Source organism: Specibacter sp. RAF43, from assembly GCF_052114065.1.
GTDB lineage: Bacteria > Actinomycetota > Actinomycetes > Actinomycetales > Micrococcaceae > Specibacter.
Map to the genome: position 1 here is coordinate 1 of NZ_JBFREA010000080.1, position 365 is coordinate 365.

General features: G+C 29.3%; 1 protein-coding gene. It reads right to left on the minus strand.

All coding sequences use genetic code 11. From position 1 onward, the window contains the following. The coding region (locus tag AB4Y80_RS16970) for a hypothetical protein (RefSeq protein WP_442215505.1) at positions 1–365 on the minus strand (365 nt) is incomplete at both ends.

Below are 365 nucleotides of genomic sequence, written 5' to 3' on the forward strand. Positions count from 1 at the left end.
ACCGGACATAATTTAGACTTACAAAACCATGTTTTATAAAGTTTTAAATACCCTTCATCAGTCGGCTTAAATTCTAAGACGTTACCACATTGTTTTACGTTAAAAGCCTTTTTAATTTTTAAAATTTCTGGACATAATTTAGACTTACAAAACCATGTTTTATAAAGTTTTAAATACCCTTCATCAGTCGGCTTAAATTCTAAGACGTTACCACATTGTTTTACGTTAAAAGCCTTTTTAATTTTTAAAATTTCTAGTATATCAGCATAACTTACATTGTCGATTTTCTTCTCTCTCCATGGGCGTCGTTTCCCATTTTTAGACATATCTTTCAATGTTTCAGTATCTTGATTTTCGTCTATATA